This is a genomic window from Methanosphaera sp. BMS (assembly GCF_003268005.1).
Lineage (GTDB): Archaea > Methanobacteriota > Methanobacteria > Methanobacteriales > Methanobacteriaceae > Methanosphaera.
Window position 1 is genome coordinate 2380183 of sequence record NZ_CP014213.1, and the last position, 20274, is coordinate 2400456.

Genomic DNA, 20274 nt, shown 5'->3' on the forward strand with positions numbered 1-20274 from the left:
TTTACAATCCTCTTATTCGTATTTGATTATAAAGTTACGTTTATACGTGAATTCATTCCTCAAGCTTATGCAATTCCTCATATAATATTGGCAGGAATGATCCAATATCTGTTACAATGCTGATAACCTGTGCACTGCCACGGTCTGACAGTTTTGTAACGCTGGCATTGCTGATATCTACACATACACTTTTAATGCGTGCAGGTATCAGGTTACCTGTTGCCACGCTATGAAGAAGCGTTGCAATCATAATGACCATGTCCACATCCTGGATTTCTTCACGCATACGCTGCTGGGCAACCTGTGAATCGGTAATTACATCTGGAAGAGGGCCATCATCACGAATGCTGCCTGCAAGAACATATGGTGCATTGTTTTTAACACATTCATACATCACACCGCTTGTAAGAATACCCTGTTCAACCGCATTCTTTATGCTGCCCGCCTTATTTATGGTATTGATTGCACATATATGATGTTTGTGTCCATGTGCTACAAGTTCACCAGTTTTGGTCTTCACACCCAGACTTGTACCATACAATGCATTTTCAATGTCATGGGTAGCAAGAGCGTTACCTGCAAATAACTTATCAACGTAATGTTCCTTAATCAAATCGGCAAGTATCTGTGCACAACCTGTATGTATAACTGCAGGTCCGCCTACAACGACAATCTTACCTCCTTTGTCTTTAATTTCCTTCATCTGACTTGCAACATTGTGAATAATGCTTCTTGTAGGTTTTTCAGCTGAAGCCTCACTGTTCATGAATTCAAATGTATTCTTTCCACGTGATTTTTCCGGTGGTGATACTTTAACTCCTTTATGCCCAACAACTATCATTTCGCCTTTTTTAACATTGTTCAATGGTTTACAACAGGCCGTCTTGTTTTCTGTATCAACAACCAGTACACAATCCATTTCAATATTGTCTATATTGATCCATCTGTTGTCATAATAGATTTTGGTATTATAATTAGTTGTTGAATAAAAGTTATCGGGTACGGTGGAGTCTTTTTGTGATGCAACAAGTTCAACCTCTTCCTCTTCAATTAACTGTGCACCTAAATCCGTTACCATGTCTAAAATTTTATCTAATTTTTTCTCATTTTCACATTCTATTCTGATTCTAGCGGTACTGATATCATTGTTATGTTTACCAACATTCAATTCCTCTATCTCATAATCACCATCTTGGTCGATTATTGTATCCATTACCTTTTGAAGGGTAAAGGAATCGATGATATGTCCACTTAATCGTATTTTTTGAACAAACATTTATTCAACGTCCCATTTATTTTATTATAATATGATTATTTTCATTTCATTTTGTTTTTACTTAATAATTATTATTTATTTAACTCTTAGTTAAAAATATTTATGGTATATTTTTCATAAATTACAATTTTTAAAAGAGTAGCTTACTGTATGAAGATATCTAAAATAAGGAAGGTGTGGAAGGGAGTATATCTATAATATACCCATTGCTTTATTGGTTTTTAGGATAGATTTTTCACCATCTTCTTCTAGTTCAAGCATTGCTCTTATACAATCAACGTTTTCAGGAACTACGTCAGATTCTTGGTGAACAGCTTGCATATAGAATAATTCTCCATCCACTACATTAACTGATTCTTTCCATACTGGTATTTCATACATGTCTCCACGACTTCTACCAAGGTCTTTTGCAAATTCCATAATTTCTGCAGTAGATCCTAATTTAAGACTAGCATCTATTGGCATTACACGATGTGCTTTTTCAAATTCATCAAGAACATCATCAGTTGTCACATCGCTTTCAAGTTCAACCATTATGTTATGTGTGTGCATTAATGTTGTTGGAACGGCCAATGCCATAGTCATAACGTCCATGTCTTTGATGATTGTCTGTACATCCGGACCATGGTGGGAAGGAACTGTCGTTACAGGTTTAATGGCATTGATAGGTCCTTTTTTAGAATCGTTAGGGTCAGCAGCACGTCTTACCATTACTGCTCTAACCTTTTTTACTCCTGCAAGATCATTTACAGGTTTAAGGGTACGGCATAACCCGGTAGTGTTACATGAAACTACACGAACATAATCCTTTCCTAAACTTTCCTCATAGTTTGATTCGGCATTGAATGATGTACCGACAGGATCATGGTCTTCTCCACCTTCAAATATCGCTTTCAATCCTATCTTCTTATAGGTTTCTTCCATGTTTTGAATACCTACTCCACCGGGAGTACAATCAACTACCAAATCTAATTTTTCAAACAGTTCATCAGCGGTACCGGCTACTTCAATTCCTGCTTCCTCAAATTGTTTTTCTCTGTCAGGAACACTTATGTATAAATCATATCCTTTTTCAACAGCGGCTTTAGCTTCATAGTCAGGAGTTCTTTTTGTCACTCCAGCAATTTTCATGTCATCTTGAAGGGTCACAGCATCTGCAACTCTTTTACCTATGGTTCCATATCCATTGATTCCTATATTCTTCATAGTACTACTCCTCATATCACATGTGTATGATTTATAAATCTTAAAATTCAATTTACAATGTTGTGTATTAAAATATTTAAGTTACAATGTTGTGTATTAAAATATTTAAGTTACAATGTTGTACATTAATACATTCAATATACAATATTATGAATTCAAATCTTAAGTTATTCTAATATTATTATATATATAGTTTATGTTGTAATATATTTATGCTTATTAATAGGGATTTGATTCAATATACTTTGGTGTAAAATCTTCATCGAAATCTCAATAATAATGGGGATATGATGTTAAATTTTCTATTTTTCAGGTAAAATAAAGTTACCTCTTTAATTTATATTTTTAAAGCGAATAATTCCTTTTTTCATATTCTTTTTGCAATGGTAATTTATGTTAGAAATTTTAATAATATTTGACAAATAGGATAGGGCAATTCCTTTTTTCTAAAAAATAATTATGGAAGGTATCTTAATCTAATGGAAACATTATTCTTTAAAAATTAAAAAAAAAGAGTTTTGAAGGGGGAATATTATCCCGTATTAGGAATTCTCTCGGAGGTATTTGATTTAATGTATTTTGCTACGAAGTTGTTGTACATATTGTTTGTCTGATTTTTAACAGTAGCCGTTAAGTTGTAATTCAATTTCAGGATTAGACCGGAGGTATCGTAGTTGTTGAAACAGCTTTTCACATAGGATACGGTCAGCCAATTTGTTGGCATACCATGACTTCCCTCATTGTAGGAACCTGATGGATTTGCCACCAATACCCTTGATTTATCTTTACTTATGTCCAATATTGCAACGTAATGATTCCATGTGTGGAATATCAATGCACATCCACCTTTTGACAGTTCATTCAATGCATTGTCAAATGTTGTATTGTAGTAAAATGTAGCGGACATGTTGTGCATTCTGGCAGCACTTGCAAGACCGCTGGTTGATGAACCATCAGAATAGGTTGAACCTGCGTCAATGGATCCTCGATACTCTGAAAAGTAAGTCTTAAGCGTCTGACTGCACATGCTAAGGGATGTCGGACCGCAGGTATATGACGTGTTTTGAATGTCCCTTACTTCCGAATATGTATATTCAACACCCCTGAGGTTTGCTGTTATCTCCGCAGGGTATGCTCCTCCATTGGATAATACAAGATTACGGTTTATGGCTTTTTCAATGACATTCCATTTTTCACGTCTCAACACATGATACAAGTCAGGTTCTGATTTTGTCTTAAATGCAACATATCTTGACATGAAATTATTCAGGTACATGCTGTAGCTATCTTGTACGGTTATTTCCTGATATTGCTCACGTGTAAGGGTATATGTGGCATTTTCATCAGCCCACAAGTAATTTGTCATCAAGGAAATATTTGGCATTCCGTCAACATTTTCTATTATATTGTCCAAAGGATTTTTATTACCTTTGATTGCAGTATTTTCACTATTTAACTTGCTTTTATCCACTGTTTGAATTATCTTCGTATCAGTACTATTTCCATAAACTCCTGATATGTAATATGCATCAATTATATGGCTGGAAGTATCATTTGGCATGGTATAATTGTATAATGCCTTTGAATTTACGATGCCTACCTTTTTGATTTGGTTATTGTCTATTTTAAAGAGTACATAACCGCTATTGATGTTGGTCTTATAGTACTTGGTATTGTTGAACGTTACATAAGCACGTAACTCTAATTTATTGGCGTTTTGTGTAGCTTGTGGTATGTCAAGCAGCAAGTTCACTATAGGTGTTTCATTCTTAACAGTTATGCTGACGGGTACTGCAGTTTTTGTATAACCAGGGGATATGAATTCTAACTTAAAGTCATGGTTTCCGGCACTCATCTTACCCAGATACAACTCTCTTTTTCCATTGATTAAAGAGTTTTCTCCAATCAGCTTATTGTTTTGATATAATCTGATTTTTCCTGTTTCAACGATATTTCCATATTCATCAGTAACGTTAACATTCAAGTAAACTATGTCATTTGTCGTTTTTATCAGATTGTTTGAGTTTATTATGGCTTCCTTAATGATTTGCTTCGATAAGTTGCTTCTTGAACCTTCAAATATTTCATTACCACTGTAAACAGCTTGGATTGTAATGTTGTTGGTCGTCCATGAAAGGGGTGTCGTGTAATTGAGTACAGCCGAACCGTTTCTAACCCGCACTTCTATTGCCGTATTGTTTGATTTGAGTGTGGCTCCATTGATTTTATATATGGCTTTTCCACCTGAGACCGGATTTCCCCTTTCATCAATAACCTCAGCCGTTAATTTTATGTTTTCTTGATATGCCAAATTATATGATTTGATGCTAACGGTGGTGTCTAACTTCATGCCATCCAATATTAGGGGATTGCTTCTACAACTATTATATTGGCTGGTTCCACTATAAACTGCCTCCAGACTGATGGTTTTATTCCATGACTTCGGTATGGTATAGTTAAGTATTGCAGTGGAGTTAACCACTGGTGCATAACTTATTTGGCCGTTGTCTTTTATGGTTTCCTTATTTACCTTAAACAATACCTTTCCTGCGTTAATGATGCCATCATTTTCATCCTTAACGCTTGCTTTAAGCTGTACGTTGTCTCCGATTTTGCCCGTGAAGTTTTCTACCTCAATGTTGGTATTTGTTTTTGAATCGCCTTTAGCTGTCTTGTTTTTTACTTCTGTCTGTTCTATTTTATTGTTTTCGATATTTTTTTCGCTTACCTTAACATTGTCAACGTCTTTTAATGTATCACTTAGATTATTTTGTGAATCATCATTAATGGCATTTACACTGGATAATCCCAGTATTAACGTAAATACTACTAAGAAAAATATCACATCTTTAATCTTGATATTCAAGTTATCAATCTCCTTTAATTTGATTTTAAAAAAAAATAGGCGGGGTTTATATATTTAATTCTTTTGATATATAATAACCGAGTACTCCACCGATAACTCCCACTAATGTATATATCACCAGATATAGCAGGGTACTTGTCAACATATACTGCACATATAATGGCCCATAAATCATATATGTGAATGCTAATGTGAGTATTGTTACAACAAATGAAGCGATAAGTGAGGCTAATCCTCCAGCTACTGCTGATTCGCTTAGTGATTGGTTTTTAACTAAACCTATAATTATTCCTGTAAATAATATGTATGGAGTAATGCTGGATGAGCTTCCACTTATAAGGTAGGTTATTATTATTATAATGATTCCCAGTGGAACAATTTTTCCTTTGGTAACATTGTTAATGTCCATAATATCACCCTTTGTTTTTAATTTCATCTCTTATGTAGTAACCTATTGCAGCACCAATTACTGTTATTACGACATAGAATATTAACAGAAACTTGGCCGATTGAATTACGGCTATTGCATACAATGGACTTTCCGTATAATACACTATGACTGTAGATATTGCAAAGGATATGAGTGATCCTATTAGTGATGCAATAAATGAATTAATCAATGCAATCCTTTTATCGTTACCCAGTATGATTCCCATCAATATGCCTACAAATAGGAAGAATGGTATGATTGTGGATGAATCCGTACTTAGTAATGAAAAAATTACAATAATTATGATTGCAATGAGTATACTTTTTACTTTTATTATTTCATTTATATTAATATTATCCCCTCATAAAAAAAAATTTATAAAAAAAGATAATAATCAGTTTTTATCTATTCTATTGGCTGACCTTCGATAGCACCAATCTTTGCAGGGAAGTATTCATCTACGATGTATTCCAATCCATATTTGGAGAAAGACTGCTGTTCTGCTTTTTTACCTAACTTAAGCATTTTCTTAATTTCGGTCTGCCAGAAATCACCCCTATAACGAGGATCGGCAGACAGTTCTTTTAAACGTGCAACGTCAACATCCTTTAATTTGTCCGTTGGCAAATCATAATTGGTAATGTCTGATGCGGTTACACCCAGGAACTTTGCGTCAGGTGTTGCCAGGTCATGGTTTACGTGTGCAAGTTTAGCACTTCCTGATATGATAACCATACCTATGTGGAATCCCCATGGGTCTCCGTCGTTACAGATGTATACCGGAACGTTCAATTCGTCACTGGCACGTCTTATGAATCTACGTGTAGCACGGGCAGCCTGACCTTTAAGTCCCACAATCAATGTATTGAACCTGTCATATGCTTTTTCCTGTACTAAACGATGGAACATCCCCATGGTTTCCACTGCTATGATACGTTCTACTCCGCTATCTACAAATTCCACGTCATCTACGGTAGGTGGGATTGAATAACCTGATTTTCCCATTTTAAGTGCATTGAATTCCACGTCGTCATCCCTTAGGGTGATGTCTCCGTATACTGCTGCACCGTCTTCTTCAGGTAGAAGTCCTAGGTTTTCACGTGATACTCCAAGTGTTACCTCAATATCCTCAGTGATGTTGTTTGATTCCTGCTGGTTGTCAAATCCCACATCCCATCCTTCGGATACGTAGTACATCTCCCTCATTGTAGCGGTCTTTTGGATGTTTACCAATTCCTTACAGAAGTTTCCAACACACATCATCTGTGCCATCTTCTTAATCTGTTTTACGTTTCCCAAGGAACGGGTTCCTTTTCTGTCACCAAGTTCAAAGTATCTTTTCTCCTCATTATATATGATGTTACCGGTTCCCCTTGATGGTATCTTTATGCTTGGTACTTCCTCTTCCAATATTTTTTCAAGTACTTCATCACCCATACCTTTTAGTCGGTTAAGTGCATATTCTTTATGTTGCATCATTTTATCTTTACCTCCCTAGTATTCTTCATCATCTGTCTGTATTCTCATTTTTGGCTCTTCGGTTTTTATGTGCATTGGCTCAATTTCCGGTTGTTGAAGACGATTTTTCATATCCATAATCTTAGCCTTGTGCGTTACCTCATCCATTATCTTATTATATTCCGGTACGTCTTTTTCAGCCAATAATGCTGATTGTTTAATAACTACAGGCACCAGGTCTTCAAATATTTTAGCTCTCATTTCTTCATTTTTAGCAGCCTTTTTGGTTCTTATGTATTTTTCCAGTTTTCTGGCTATTTTCATTGTTGCCTGTCTTATTTCACGTACGATTTCTTCCTCTGGAGCTACACTTTGTTTACCTGTGGATAGGTATGGAACGTTTGTTGATATGATGTTTACAAATACTGATATTGGTGCATCATCCAGGCTTCTTACACCATATCGTCTCCAGTCAATACTTTTTAATGCCTCTGTTATTGCACAGCTTCCCTGGTCAAATGTCAAAGGTACACGGTTGGCAAATCTCATGATTTCTGCCTTTCTTTGTTGGCCGACTAGACGTCCTGCTTTTCCACCATATGCAATACCCGCTTCTACGATGAATGATACTCCACCACGGTATGCTTGTGGTTTTCTGGTTATGGCAGTTGAAAATTCCGGCAGTAATATTTCATTAATACCTTTTTCTATCTGTTCGTTACCGATTGGTTTTAATCCACTTGTTGGTGGAGCCATGAATTTCATTTGATCAAATTGGTTCACAACGGCTTCTGCTTCTTTCCATGTGATACTTTTTGGTCTTTTGTTCATGTCCAGGCCTGTTGCTTCCTCAATTTCCTTGATTTTTGCCGCGGACACACGACTTAATGAATCCATGAGCAGGTTTTTGAATCGTTTTTTGTTTGTTGATTTGCAGAGGTATATTATATCATCGGCGGTTACCCCTTTTGGATGTGGAAGTACTTCTTTTGGAAGTGGAGGTATCTTGTCTGTTGCCCTGTCAAAGGTGTATTTTCTTCCTGTAGGATCTTTGAATACTATTTTTGCATGAGGATTACCTATTACGGTACGTCTTATGTATTCGTATGCTCCCTGTTCACTCATTGAGTATGATACATCTTTAAATTCAATTTCAATTCCTGAACCTGTTCTGTCTGTTTCAAATTCCTGTCTGTCCAGAATTATACCGGTATTCTTTTTAACATCTAACTTAACGGTCATTTCAATACCTTTAAGCTGGTTGCCGTCTTTGTATCTTGATCTTATTTTTACCGGTTGACCTGTGGTCATCTGGGAGAGTAATACACATCCACTACAACCTAATCCCTGTTGTCCACGTGATTGGATGTTTCTGAATTTACTTCCTGCAAACATTTGGCAGTATACCTTTGTTATAAATTCTTCCGGTATACCCGGACCATTATCCGCATGTGTTAGGAGGTAATGGTCTTTTCCTAATCTTTTAAGTTCTATTGTTATGTCTGGTAGTATTCCAACTTCTTCACATGCATCAAGACTGTTTGTTATAAGTTCGTGGAATACGATAGTAAGTGATCTTATCTTTCCAGAAAATCCTAACATCTGTTTGTTTCTTCTGAAAAATTCTGATGCTGTTAATTCCTTAAATTCTTCGAATAATTCGGATGTGTCACGTTCCAATTTATTTTCCTCCAATTTTTTTATTTAAATCAACTATGTATTACTTGGTCTTTGTTTGTTATTAACCACTGTGCTTGTTTACTCTGTTGATTATATTTGATTTCAATGGTTGTTTTGTTAATTTTTTATTAAAAATTATATTTATTTACTAAGCATATATACATGGGTGATTATTAGAATATGAATTTTCTTGTATACTATAATATATGTAAATGCTATAATATAAAACATTGCATATACCCTACCTACTAAAAATACTATAAGTTAGGGGGGTCTTGAGAAGTATTCCCACTTGCAAAAAAAAATTAAAAACACTCCTCTTGATACTCAATGCAATACCTGGAAGAATTATCGATGAGGTTATTTCACATTTTAATAAGATTATCTTTTAATAACATCAGCAAGTATTCAAAAATAGTCATGTTAATGGCGGTCAATCAAAAAAAAGTATTTAAGAAGTTTTTTAAGGATACTTCTTATTGTTGTTCGAGTTCTTTTAATCTATTTTCCTCTTCAGTTTCTCGTATAATGGCTTTTATGGTTTCTTCGGTTGATAAAATTTCTTCAGGCTCATCATCGTACTCTTCATCAAGTGAATTTTGGTTATAATCTGATTCGGCATCGGTATAGTCCACATCACTATCGAGATCTTCCCTTAAATATTGTCTTTCATCGGCTTTTCCATGAATCATTTCATCAAACTCTTCCCTTTTGAGCTTGTCATGCATCTTCTCTAGGTATGCATATACACTTTTCTGTCTTGAACCATCAAGAATCATATTGATGGCTTCCTTAGCCATTTGAACATTTTCGATTTTACCAATAAGCGAAACGGTTTTTCCGTAAATGCTTATTTCAACATCCAACATGTCATGCATAATCTGCCTGGTTCTTCCACCTTTACCTATAATCCTTCCTTTTTGTCTGACTAAAGCCTTTTTACTTTTACCGACATAATCCTGTAAGTTTATAATCTCAAGAATTAGCTCTTCATTATCCAGTCTTAATGCAATTTCCGGATTGAATCCTCTGCCGATAGCCTTAATCATATATCTGGCTTTCCATATTGCCAATGGATCTTCAGTTTCTTCAGTTGAACTGATGGCAATGTTACCTGTTTCACTGTCAATTTTAAGTTCGGTTTTTGTGATAATTTCAAGCTGATGTTTGATTTTACCATTTTTTCCGATAGTTACGCCTACTCTGTCTTTTGGTATTTTTAAGTATTCTATGTTAACCATTATAAAAAACTCCTTAAATATCTATGTTTATGTTTATTTAAATAATAAATGGGTTTATGTTCTAAAAAATAATCTAAAATTTTAGTTATTTTATGGGTAGTTTATTTTTTTTTAATTAATTTCTAATCTTAAAATAATGAGTTCTTATTAAGATTATGTTTTTGATTTGTCAGGTTATATGTTCATTTTATGAATATCATATATTTTTCTATATCAATGTCATATTTTTTATTTTTCAATAAAGAAATAATTGGAGTATTTACTCTTTATCTTACTCTACTCTAATTTATGTATACTATAGTATAAATAAGTTTATGCTTAATATCGATTGTTATTATAAGTAATTATTATTAAATTAAATTATTTTTTAATTTTATCTTCAATGTATTCATATGATAAATCCACATTAAATTTTTTAGCATCATATATTATATTATTTATGTCCCTTTCAAGTAAAGTTCTGCTAAGAGGATGGCTTGTTAATGTAGCTTGGGATAAATCAATAATGTACGGATGATTGTAGCTCATTAATATGTTATATCTTGATAAGTCTCCATGGACGAGATTGGCTTGGTTATAACACACATCCATAAAGTCGATAATTTCTTCAAAGACCTCCTCTGCATTATCCAGTTTTGCCTTATGTAATGGTACGGCAGCACTGGCATCACTTTCATTATGCTCAAGAAATTCCATTACAAGTACATTTTCCTTGGCGGTATAGGGTTCGGGTACACGGGTGCCCAACTTGTATAATCTGCTCAAGTTTTTAAATTCCTTCTGGGTCCATGCTGTTATAAGTTGTCTTTTATTGCCTCCATGGCTTTTAAACCTTGGATCACCCGCAATGTATTCGTTGAGTTTCTTGAAGTCAAGGGTGACTATCCGGTAAATTTTAACCGCGACATTGTTTTCGTCATCATCCACTCCTAAAAATACGTTGGCTTCCTTACCCGTACTTATAACTCCGTTTAAACTTTGAAGATATCCCTGATTAGCCAGTTTATACAATACTTTCAGTGTCTTATCATCAAACACCTCACTTGAAACCTGTTTATCTTCAACACTTTTCAAACGTTTTCTTTCTTCAAATTTCCGCATTTGACTATCTGCATCATCATAATGTTTATCCATCTTCACCACATTCCTCAATACTTCTCTTTGATACTTAACAATATTCTTGAAACAATATATAATACAGGTAATTCTATCAATGGTCCAATTACCAGACTTATTGCAATTAATTCATTATTTGCAAATGAACTTATGGCTATGGCCAACGCTAATGGACTGTTACGTGCAAGAGTAGTAAATGTTAGACTTGCATATTCCTCATAACTGAAGTTCAACTTCTTCGATGTGATATAATCAAGTAAGCCGTTTGCCATAAAAAATAGTATAAGGGGTATAAAAAGTACGCCAATACTATTGATGTTTTCCAACAAAACCGAACTTTCAGTATTAAACAATCCAAATATCGCTATGCATAAAAATAACAATTGGTTATCTGTAAATATGCTTGTAATCTTTTCGTTATATTCCTTGTCTTTTAATAGGTATTTAACAATCTGGGCTAATATAAATGGTAGGACTATGTATGTTATCAAACTGTTTATCAAGTCACTTAACTGTAACGTGTTGCTGCTTGAAAAAAACAGCAGCAGATAAACTGGAAGTAATATTAACTGTAACACTAGGTTAATTGGCAGTAATGAAATGCTGCTGGCCAAATCTCCCTTGGCCATCTTTGTAAATACCAGGTACCAATCGGTACAAGGCGTTAGAATAAGCATGAAAAATCCTATAATTAAATCAATATTTCCATTTAAAAATATATTAGCAAGAAAATATCCGAATAAGGGGGTCCAGATAAAATTAATTATTAGGCTTGTACTGGTGAACTTGTGATTGGAAAAGCTATGTTTTATATCTTCAATAGGTATGTCCAGGAATAATGTAAATAACATTAAAGATAGAAAAATTGTAATTAGATAGGGGCTTATCTGGTTAATTATTGGGATATTATTAAATAATAAACCAAGTATGATGGAGATGAATATGAAAACAGGTTCTAATTTTTCAATTAATTCCATATTCATAACTCCATGCTATACATTCTTATTATATTTTTAAGAATCCTCTTCTTTCAAGATAGTTGGCTTCTGTACGGGTGTATCTCCAAATTACGTCTGCCTTTTCATTACTTTGGAAATCCCATGGTTTGACAAGTACCACATCACCTTCACGAATCCAGATTCTCTTTTTCATTTTACCAGGTATACGGCATAATCTTATGTTTTTGTCATTGCATCTTACCTTAAGTTTTCCATGTCCCAATATTTGTTCTACAATACCTGGAATTTCACCTTTACGAGGTGATCTAACTCTTATATTTTCGCCTTGTGGCTGTTGGTTATTGTTATTTCCTTTATTTTTATTATTTCCTTTTTTCAAACTATATTTCTCCCATTAAACATTTATGATGTAATTATATGATTAAAATAATCCTTTATCAGTAATTTGTATTACTTTTGTAGTTACCATATATATTATATTAATATGTAGTTATGTAATCCAAAGTATATATCTTTTTTCAACTAATGCAACCAAGCATCAAAAAAGAAATAGTTTAAATTAGTTATTATTTAATCAGTTCAATGATTGAAGAATTAAGCTTAGTTTTATATATGAATGTTTTTTCATATTATTTCATTTGAAAAAAAGATTTCTTGTCTGTTTTATATGATGTATAATCCTGCAGTGAAAATGTGTTTGCAACATTCATTCAGGTTGTCTGGGGGGATTGTTTAATTTCAAATAATAAGTGTGGGTATTTATGAGGAAGCAATCATATGAAAAATTAAAGGAAAGATGATAAAATAAGATAGATCATAGGGGGGTATGATTATCCTACCTTATTGATTTTAATCAATGATTTAATTGGAATGTTATCCAAATCATTAATGCCCTTCTTATCAACAAGTACCGTTACGGCTAATGGTTTTGCACCCTGTGATTTACATACATTAATTGCATCCGTAATTGTTCTACCACTGGTTATGACATCATCCACAATAACAACACGTTTATTTTTAACGTTTGCAAAGTTATGACTTATGGCTCCCTGTGAAGATTCATTTTTCATGTGTTTTATTGGATGGAATACTGCTAATTCGGCTTCAAGATAATCTGCCATGAATGTGGCAAAAGGAACTCCACTGACTGTTATTCCAACAACGGTATCTATTTCTTCATCAACTAAATCAGCTAATGCTGCAGATATGAATTGCATCCTATTGGAACTTGAACCAATGGTTTTCCAATTGATTGCGAAGTCATCAGGTTTTTGTTTTTGTTTATTTTGGGTTACTTGACTCATCTGTAAAATTAGCCATTGGGCGGTATCTTTGGAGATGTTCAATTCATCTGCTATTTCACCAGTTGTCAATCCTTTATTTCTTAGTCCTGTTGCTTTTTCAATTAATTGTGAGTTCATATTCATTCCTCTTTTTCTATTCTAAATATATTAAATTCTTTTCTTTTGATGATTTCATTGCAGCTTCAACAATACGTAAAGCTTCATATCCGTCTTGACCGGTTACCTCGGCTTCTTTATTTGACTGAACCGCATTTACAAATGAACGTAATTCTTCTTTCAACGGTTCCTTGTTTTCAACCTTTACCTCTTCCACATGGTTATTTTCCTTGTATAATGTAACGGTCTGACTTCCATAATCCACACTGATTATACCATCCACACCTGTTATGTTAAGCTGTCGTTTTTTATATGGTGTTAGCCAGTTGGTTTCCAATATGCTCAATGCACCGTTTTCATATTTTGTCATGATTTCTGCGTGATCTTCAAATTCACAGTTTTTAAGGTTACTGCTCATGTTGGCAAATACCATTTCGGCCTTACTTTCAAACAAGTAATTGAAAATGTCAATATCATGTATTGCAAGGTCTGTTGCAACTCCAACGTCTCTAATTCGTGGAGGGTATGGACCCAATCGTTTTGCGTTTGCAGTTACAACTTCTCCAATTTCTCCCTCTTGAAGCAATCTTTTGGCTACGCGAACGGCCGGATTGAATCTTTCGACATGACCGGTTGCAAGGATAACTCCCGCATCCTTGGCGGCATCAATCATCTCTTTGGCTTCTGTTATATGACTTGCCACGGGTTTTTCAACAAGTACATTCTTGCCCGCTTCAATAGCACTCATAACAACATCATGATGGAAAACGGTTGGAACACATATGTTTACGGCTTCAAGATCATCTAATTGTAAAATATTGTCATAATCCACATATCCGACAGTGTTGAATTCCTTGGATACATTATCCAGTGTTCCACGAACCATATCTGATATGGCAAGTAAGTTTGCATTTTCAAGTTCGGAGTATATCCTCACATGGTTATAACCCATAGCTCCTACTCCAATAACGCCTACGTTTGTTTGCTTCATAATGCATCATCTCTCAGTTTTTCTCCAATAGACTTAGCAGCAATAATGGCATTGTCCTTGTTTGTCTGTTTGTCAATTCTTGCCAATATTTCACCTTCAGGGCTTAATAATTCACAATAAATGGATATTTGATCCTTTTTTACCTTTGAATTAACGCCTACCGGCCATTGACATCCAACACCTAATGTTTCAAGTATTGTCTTTTCACACATGGCCTCTAGGCGGGTATCGTCATGGTTTAACTTACTTATTATGTCGTTGTATTGTGAGTCCTTATGTGTCATAACAGCCAATGCTCCTTGGCCAGCCGGAGGAACGATGTATCTTTCATCAAAGATTTCTTTGATATGTTCCTGCAGTCCTAATCTATTGATACCTGCCAAAGCCATTATTGTAGCATCATATTCTCCCTCTTCAACTTTACGAATACGGGTATCAATGTTTCCTCTAATCGGTTTGGTTATGACCTTTTTGTCATGAAGTTTGCAGTATGCTTCACGTCTTACACTGCTTGTTCCTAATGTGGCATTTTCAGGCAGTTCATCCCAGGAATAGTTTGATATTAAAACTTCATTTGTAGCTTCTCTTTTAGGAATTGCTGTTATTGTTAATTGGTCATTTAATTCGCTAGGCAAATCTTTGAAACTATGTACTGCAAAATCAATGTCTCCTTCAATCAATGCAGTATCCAACTCTTTTGTAAAAATACCCTTGGCATCAATATTATATAATTGTGAATCTTTAATTTTATCTCCTGTTGTCTTAATAATTTTTCTTTCTATTTTCTCTCCGGTTATCCTTTCCAAATCATCTACAACAGTTTGTGTTTGAGTAGTTGCTAGTTTACTTCCTCTTGTACCAACTATCAATAAGCATACCCCCTATCATCTTATTTTATTAAAAAATATCAGGTAATATTATACAGATTATCCTTTGATTAAATAAAAAATTATGCTCTTTTATCAAATAATTACTATTTAATTATTTTTCTACTCTTTATAATTATATGTTCAATATATTTAATAAAGTTTTTTTATTATTTTTTCATCATCCAATTAATTTTTAAAACGAATCAAATATCTAAAATGTTGATTTTCAGTTATTCTCCGGCAGTATTTATGTTTTCATATATTTAATTCAACATTTTTTGCATATTCACTTCTATAGATAACTTCTATTATTTCATTATTTTCTAGTTTAATCATCTCATTTATGGCCTTGTTTAGAGTGGGGATATATGTTATGTTGGATTTATTTAATTTGCCATGGATATTCCTTCCCAGATTTCCGGTTAACACTATTTTATTGGGCAATGTTTTAAGGTAGTTTACCAGTTTTGTCTCGTCAATCTCTTCACATGTAATTCCATAGTCGCCACCAAGAACTATGATAAAATTTTCATCTAATCTTTTTATATTTTCAATGGATTTTTTTATGGATGTTGTATTTAGTCCCGGATTTATTTCCTCTATGATGATTTTTTTTCCAACTTTCTTATATGATGTTCTGCCATCGATGGTGTTGATATCATCAATCTTTAAAAGTATGTCTTCCATACACATATCACACATCAGCCCTACGCTAATTGCAAAGAGGATGTTCAATACATAAAAATCCGTCAATGCAAAACAGGTTACGTCATACTTCTTGTCATTATAATGAAGGGTAAATGATGAATTTTTAATATCTAGATTTAGGCTTGATGTGTACATGTCACTGTCGGCATCAGACAATGAAATTTTAAATGCATCTCTTTTCACATCATCATAATATTTATCAAAGCTTTCTTTCATGCATATTACCCTATCACAGCTAAAGACATTTCTTTTTGCGGCGGATGCTTTCAGACTATCATCCGCAATGGGATAATCCTCAACAATATTGGTTAACACTCCAATACTTTCATTGGGAATAACGCCTAATGATACTTCGGCTATAAAATAATCAATTTTATCCAGCAAATCCTCTTCAAGTGCAATATTAAGTGCCGTAATAATACTGGAGGGAGTAATGCTAAGATTTCTTTTAAGAACAACCTTCCTGTTATCTGAATGATATGACAGTTCGCTGCTGTTTAAAACAAGAACGTTATAATCGGACAATATGTCTTTAATCATGGAGGTCACAGTAGTTTTTGCCTTGACACCGGTAACCTGAATAATTCTGAAATTCCAGTTATACTTATTTCTATGCTTGTTTACAAGATATGCTGTGAATTCATGGTGGGTGAAATCTTTATGGATTACAGGCCTCATATGAACGGGGGCAATTGTCGTATAACTCTCATCAATGGATTCCTTTTCTATAAATGAAACGTTATATTTTTGAGAATATGTCTTTTTATCCTCATCCGTTAATTTATTATAAATGTCATAGAAAAAAAGAGGTTTGGATGTATACTTTGAATATTCATCCAACAATACTAGTCCGCCATGATTGGCATCACATATAACTACATTATTTTTCATAGTAAAACCCGTTTGAACTTTTTATACTACTTTCGTTAACTTCTTATTGATGCTGTCATAGAATTTCTTGGTAAATCTTACAAAGTGTGCCTTGTAATTCGGCATCTTCTGAGATAAGACAGTCATAAAAACTGAAATAATACAAGAGAATACTAATAAAAAAGATGTCTGGCAGTATGATAATCTTTGATGGGACAACATTCAATATTAATTTTATGCAGATGATACTTATTTATTTAAATTAATATTCATTATAATCTGATTTTCTGGCAATAACATTTTGTATTTCTATAATATTTGATTTTGTATGTATGTAATAAACAATCCTATAATTTCCAACTTTATGTCGTTTACATTTAGGGCATCTAATACTTTCTAATTGTTTATTTGATGATTTATACGGATTTTTTTCTATTTTATATATTCCCTCTTTTAACTGTTTGTAAACCGTTTTGTTTTTCTTTTTATATTTGTTTAAATTTTTTAAAGCTTTTTTTGTATATATTATGTTAAAGCTCATATTATCCCTTTGGATTCTAATTCTTCTAATTTTTCATCTAAATCTTTCAATTCAACATTATAAGTATCTGAATAATCGTCATTTTCTAATTTTTCTATGCATTCATTATAATACTGGGCTTCTTCTTCATTAAATTCTTCCATACACCTATTTTTTTCAATTAATGAATAGATAATATCATTATAGGATTGTTTTTTACTGCCCATGTTTGTTAAAATTTGATGAACTTCATCTGAAACCTGAATTGTTTTCATAGTAATTATTCTCCTTATAACTTTTATAATAATTATAATAATTATAGTACTTATAGTTGGTGTTGATGGATGCTCATTTATAGAATGTTAATTTTGTTTATATCTATGCATTAAATCTGGTTTTTTTACTTTTTAATGAATCTTTTTTTATTTTTTTTAAATTTTGCCGCTTTAAATTTAACGTCCACAATTTCATAAATCATTCATTATTTGTCAATGTAAAATAGTTACTTAAATATACTTTCATCCTGGAATTTTTATGGTCTAACAATTAATGCATCATTTTTTCTGTTTTAAATCTACAACTTTTTTGCTGCCTCTAAATCAACATCTGCCGTTTATTGTTCTATATATTAATATTCTCTTGGCATATGAATATTATGATTAATAATTAATTTATATTTAATAATGCCTTGAAAACAAGAATATAATCGAAAAGGACGTAAATATGTTCATTTTAAACTAAATCATGAAATATTTTCAAAAAAAAAGGAAAAAATAAGTTATGTCAAGTTTTCACATAATCTGCCATATACAAGAATTTTTTGGAGGAATATCTTAAATTTTCGTTCAGTGATAAATTTTTTTCTCTTATTTGCATTTTTTAATGCATGCTCTTTATAATACAAGTATTATACTACTTTCGTTAACTTCTTATTGACGCTGTCATAGAATTTCTTGGTAAATCTTACAAAGTGTGCATTATGTTCTGATTTTCTGATTTTAATCTCATCGTTGTGACTGTATACTTTTTCTGTTACTCCATCAAGCACAGCTACTGCTTTTTTATCCACTTTGTTGAATTTGATTGTTATGGTGCTGCTGCTTGGAACAATTATTGGCCTGGAATTTAGTTTAAATGGACATATCGGTATGATTAATGCCGCATCAACACGCGGATCTACTATAGGGCCTCCGGCACTCATGGCATATGCAGTTGAACCGCTTGGAGTGGATATGATGAGGCCATCGGCATGTATTTCATCGACGACTTCATCATCTAGGCACACGGTTAAATCAAGCATTTTTGCCGGTTGATTTGTCATGAGCACCAATTCATTCAGGACAGTTTGCCATTCGTTGTCACACTTTATGTCAAGTTGCATGCGTTCTTCCACAAAGAAGTCATAGCTTAACAGTTGATCCATGCATTCAAAGATGTCTTCAGGATCAACTTCCGTTAAAAAGCCCACGGTACCCATGTTGATACTTAATACTGGAATTTTCTTTTTGCTTAAGGTGTGCTGGGCATAAAGTACTGTTCCATCACCGCCGATGCATAATACAATGTCTGAGTCCATATCTTTGATGTTTGTGGAGTATTTTGAGTATTCTGTTAATACATCGGTGACTCTTTTTTCTATTTCAATGCATACCTTGTTTTCCTCCAGGTAGTTTACAAGGCTTTCAATCAATTCAAGTGCATCCTCCCTATCGGTACGGGATACGATTCCAATTTTCATGCTGCTGTCTCCTTAGTGTAAATAGTTCATCATATTCTCATGTAGCTTACTTGTGCATGTGGCCATTATTGAAGTTTTTTCTGTTAATTTTAACTTGCTGGATAATGGATTGCCCTTATAATCAGTAATGATACCGCCGTTTTCCTTTATAATAAGTTGGCTGGCGGCAATGTCTAATATTCTGACAATCTCATTAATGTCAATATATGCATCATATGCACCATCGGCAACATAGCACATCTCGATGGCAATAGAACCCATGATACGCATACGGCGAACACTAGAACAAAGATTGCTTAGCCGTTCTGATTTTGCACGGTAAACATAGCTGCATAAAGTGGCATCACTAACCTTTGTAACGCATGATATAGGGGTTATTTTCTCATTATTTTTCAATGCACCCTTACCCTTCACAGCACTATATGCATCACCTGTAGGGAAATTCTTCACATATGCAATCTCAATATCATCCAATGTAACCTCATCCAATGTTTTACTGGTCAAATCGGCCAATGCTATTGAAATACCATAGCAGGGCATATTGCGCATGGCATTGCTTGTACCATCCAGCGGATCTAAAATCATTAAAACCTCTGCATCATCATCCCCAATTTTAATTTCACCGATTTCCTCACTTATAAGAACCAGGGACTTACCACTTTCAGTTAATGTTTTAATAACACAATCCTCCGCAATTTCATCGATTTTATGTGTAGGAGTGCCATCAGCACCCATCTTTGTAATGATGGATAAATCCGGGTCACATCTAGCATCACTTATGGTACGTTCAACATTTTCTGATATCTTATCGGATATTTCTAGCCAAAAGGTAGTTCTGTCTTCATCCATTATAAAAACTCCACATTGAATTAAATTTTTTTTTTTAAGTAATTTTTTTTGTATATTAATATTATTTTTAAAATTTATAAATATTATAAATATTTGT

General features: G+C 33.6%; 18 protein-coding genes and 1 pseudogene. All 19 read right to left on the reverse strand.

From position 1 onward, the window contains the following. Positions 1 to 52: 52 nt before the first annotated feature. The 19 genes and pseudogenes from AW729_RS08920 to AW729_RS09010 all read right to left on the reverse strand — a co-directional run bounded on the left by AW729_RS08920 (position 53) and on the right by AW729_RS09010 (position 20177). A complete protein-coding gene (locus tag AW729_RS08920; RefSeq protein WP_112124778.1) occupies positions 53 to 1276 on the reverse strand; it encodes a TIGR00300 family protein in 1224 nt (407 codons plus the stop codon). 192 nt (positions 1277 to 1468) lie between these two features. After that, entirely contained in the window at positions 1469 to 2482 is a 1014-nt protein-coding gene (locus AW729_RS08925; RefSeq protein ID WP_112124779.1) for a phosphorylating glyceraldehyde-3-phosphate dehydrogenase, read from the reverse strand. Positions 2483 to 3014: 532 nt separating this feature from the next. Next, positions 3015 to 5348, reverse strand: a complete 2334-nt coding sequence (locus tag AW729_RS08930) for a cysteine peptidase family C39 domain-containing protein (RefSeq protein ID WP_112124780.1) — start codon at positions 5346 to 5348, stop codon at positions 3015 to 3017. Positions 5349 to 5394: 46 nt separating this feature from the next. Beyond that, the gene (locus AW729_RS08935; protein ID WP_162685878.1) at positions 5395 to 5757 is read right to left on the reverse strand and encodes a DUF5518 domain-containing protein; all 363 of its coding nucleotides are present in this window, start codon (positions 5755 to 5757) and stop codon (positions 5395 to 5397) included. Between the two features lie 4 nt (positions 5758 to 5761). Beyond that, positions 5762 to 6130 carry a DUF5518 domain-containing protein gene (locus tag AW729_RS08940; RefSeq protein WP_162685916.1) on the reverse strand — a complete coding sequence of 123 codons (369 nt, stop codon included), beginning with the start codon at positions 6128 to 6130 and terminating at the stop codon, positions 5762 to 5764. Between the two features lie 53 nt (positions 6131 to 6183). Then, positions 6184 to 7257: a DNA topoisomerase IV subunit A gene (locus tag AW729_RS08945; RefSeq protein WP_394339558.1), complete on the reverse strand. Its 1074-nt coding sequence runs from the start codon at positions 7255 to 7257 to the stop codon at positions 6184 to 6186. A 15-nt stretch (positions 7258 to 7272) separates the two neighbouring features. Further along, complete coding sequence (gene top6B / locus AW729_RS08950) at positions 7273 to 8916, reverse strand: DNA topoisomerase VI subunit B (RefSeq protein WP_112124783.1); 1644 nt, start codon at positions 8914 to 8916, stop codon at positions 7273 to 7275. 659 nt (positions 8917 to 9575) lie between these two features. Continuing rightward, positions 9576 to 10157 (reverse strand): annotated as a pseudogene (locus AW729_RS08955) (KH domain-containing protein); the annotation flags it as partial. 360 nt (positions 10158 to 10517) lie between these two features. Then, positions 10518 to 11291, reverse strand: a complete 774-nt coding sequence (locus AW729_RS08960) for a serine protein kinase RIO (protein ID WP_112124785.1) — start codon at positions 11289 to 11291, stop codon at positions 10518 to 10520. 14 nt (positions 11292 to 11305) lie between these two features. Continuing rightward, positions 11306 to 12250 (reverse strand): arsenic resistance protein, encoded by a 945-nt coding sequence (locus tag AW729_RS08965; RefSeq protein ID WP_112124786.1) that lies wholly within the window; start codon positions 12248 to 12250, stop codon positions 11306 to 11308. A 28-nt stretch (positions 12251 to 12278) separates the two neighbouring features. Beyond that, a complete protein-coding gene (gene eif1A / locus AW729_RS08970; RefSeq protein ID WP_112124787.1) occupies positions 12279 to 12611 on the reverse strand; it encodes a translation initiation factor eIF-1A in 333 nt (110 codons plus the stop codon). 451 nt (positions 12612 to 13062) lie between these two features. Continuing rightward, positions 13063 to 13653, reverse strand: coding sequence for an orotate phosphoribosyltransferase-like protein (locus AW729_RS08975; protein ID WP_112124788.1), 591 nt, complete (start codon positions 13651 to 13653; stop codon positions 13063 to 13065). 16 nt (positions 13654 to 13669) lie between these two features. Continuing rightward, complete coding sequence (locus tag AW729_RS08980; protein ID WP_112124789.1) at positions 13670 to 14623, reverse strand: Gfo/Idh/MocA family protein; 954 nt, start codon at positions 14621 to 14623, stop codon at positions 13670 to 13672. After that, positions 14620 to 15492 (reverse strand): hydroxymethylbilane synthase, encoded by an 873-nt coding sequence (gene hemC, locus AW729_RS08985; protein WP_112124790.1) that lies wholly within the window; start codon positions 15490 to 15492, stop codon positions 14620 to 14622. The genes AW729_RS08980 and hemC overlap by 4 nt, the downstream gene beginning before the upstream one ends. Before the next feature lie 255 nt (positions 15493 to 15747). Then, entirely contained in the window at positions 15748 to 17091 is a 1344-nt protein-coding gene (gene cfbE / locus AW729_RS08990) for a coenzyme F430 synthase (RefSeq protein ID WP_112124791.1), read from the reverse strand. Between the two features lie 241 nt (positions 17092 to 17332). Continuing rightward, positions 17333 to 17611, reverse strand: coding sequence for a type II toxin-antitoxin system RelE/ParE family toxin (locus AW729_RS08995; protein ID WP_112124792.1), 279 nt, complete (start codon positions 17609 to 17611; stop codon positions 17333 to 17335). Beyond that, positions 17608 to 17865 (reverse strand): hypothetical protein, encoded by a 258-nt coding sequence (locus AW729_RS09000; RefSeq protein WP_112124793.1) that lies wholly within the window; start codon positions 17863 to 17865, stop codon positions 17608 to 17610. The genes AW729_RS08995 and AW729_RS09000 overlap by 4 nt, the downstream gene beginning before the upstream one ends. Positions 17866 to 18497: 632 nt before the next feature. Next, entirely contained in the window at positions 18498 to 19328 is an 831-nt protein-coding gene (locus AW729_RS09005) for an NAD(+) kinase (protein WP_112124794.1), read from the reverse strand. Positions 19329 to 19340: 12 nt separating this feature from the next. Continuing rightward, a complete protein-coding gene (locus AW729_RS09010) occupies positions 19341 to 20177 on the reverse strand; it encodes a bifunctional fructose-bisphosphatase/inositol-phosphate phosphatase (protein ID WP_112124795.1) in 837 nt (278 codons plus the stop codon). Positions 20178 to 20274: the final 97 nt, after the last annotated feature.